The sequence below is a fragment of the Nocardioides sp. P5_C9_2 genome, assembly GCF_054049555.1.
In genome coordinates this window covers 1-1492 of sequence record NZ_JBFUMD010000683.1, presented here as the reverse complement: position 1 = coordinate 1492, position 1492 = coordinate 1, and the positions used below count along the sequence as shown (strand labels likewise).

Here is a 1492-nt window from a genome sequence, read left to right as displayed (position 1 = left end):
ATCTACACTCGCTTATTGGTGGGCAGCGTCTTTTGTGTTTAAGAGACTCCTCCTGAGCCCGTCCGCCGCGCCCKCGGGCGCGGCGCCTCCGCGTGGTCGAATCCGCTGTGGGCGAACAGGGGCGGTCATCGCGTGGAAGTGTCCGTCCTTCCGGCTACTGTCGCTCACGTGAACCAGAACTCCAGCCCAGCTCTCTCGCCCGAGATGAACGGCGCCGGGTCGATGTACGGACTCGACGACCACATCTACCAGCGGCTGCTTCGCGAGCGGATCGTCTTCCTCGGTTCCGAGGTGCGCGACCAGAACGCGAACGCGATCTGCGCCCAGCTGCTGCTGCTCTCGGCCGAGGACCCCGAGGCCGACATCTTCCTGCACATCAACAGCCCCGGTGGCTCCGTGGACGCCGGCATGGCGATCTACGACACGATGAACTACATCCCCAACGACGTGGCCACGGTCGGCATGGGCCTCGCCGCCTCCATGGGGCAGTTCCTCCTGTGCGCCGGCACCAAGGGCAAGCGCTACGCCCTGCCGCACGCGCGCATCATGATGCACCAGCCGTCCTCCGGCATGGGAGGCTCGGCCTCCGACATCAAGATCCAGGCCCAGCAGTCGCTGCACATCAAGAAGGTGCTGCTCGACCTGATCTCCCAGCACACCGGCCAGCCGGTCGAGCAGGTCATCGCCGACGCGGACCGCGACCGCTGGTTCACCGCCGACCAGGCCGTGGAGTACGGCCTCGTCGACAAGGTCGTGACCAACGCCCGTGAGGCCGCGGACGAGGGCCGCCCCGCGCGCCAATCCGGATCAACCCCGTCCGGATCAACCCAGAAGGACTGACACCGTGAACTACTACATCCCGCAGTGGGAAGAGCGCACGTCCTACGGGTTCCGACGCATCGACCCCTACGCCAAGCTGTTCGAGGAGCGCATCATCTACCTCGGCACGCCGATCAGCGACGACGTGGCCAATGCGGTCATCGCCCAGCTGATGTGCCTGGAGACGATGAACCCCGACCAGGACATCAGCATCTACATCAACAGCCCCGGTGGCTCGTTCACCGCCCTCACGGCGATCTACGACACCATGAAGTTCATCAAGCCCGACGTGCAGACCGTGTGCCTGGGGCAGGCCGCCTCGGCCGCGGCGATCCTGCTGGCGGCCGGCACCAAGGGCAAGCGTCTGGCCCTGCCCAACAGTCGGATCCTGATCCACCAGCCCTACACCGAGGGCACGTTCGGCCAGACCTCCGACATCGAGATCCAGGCCAACGAGATCCTCCGGATGCGCGAGCTGCTCGAGAAGATGATCGCCGAGCACACGGGCAAGAGCCTGGAGCAGGTGAGCTCCGACATCGAGCGTGACAAGATCCTGACCGCGGAGGGGGCCGTCGAGTACGGCCTCATCGACCAGGTGATCGAGTCCCGCAAGGGCGCGCCCGCGCTCACCAGCTGACCACAGCAGTCGAGGCGATGCCTCGTGTCCGGCCCC

At 66.1% G+C, this 1492-nt stretch carries 2 protein-coding genes; both read left to right on the top strand.

The annotated features are described in order from the left end of the window. The first annotated feature begins 204 nt into the window (after nt 1-204). Nucleotides 205-840 (top strand): ATP-dependent Clp protease proteolytic subunit, encoded by a 636-nt coding sequence (locus ACXJKL_RS20975; RefSeq protein ID WP_457208927.1) that lies wholly within the window; start codon nt 205-207, stop codon nt 838-840. A 4-nt stretch (nt 841-844) separates the two neighbouring features. Further along, a complete protein-coding gene (locus ACXJKL_RS20970; RefSeq protein WP_457208926.1) occupies nt 845-1456 on the top strand; it encodes an ATP-dependent Clp protease proteolytic subunit in 612 nt (203 codons plus the stop codon). Nucleotides 1457-1492: the final 36 nt, after the last annotated feature.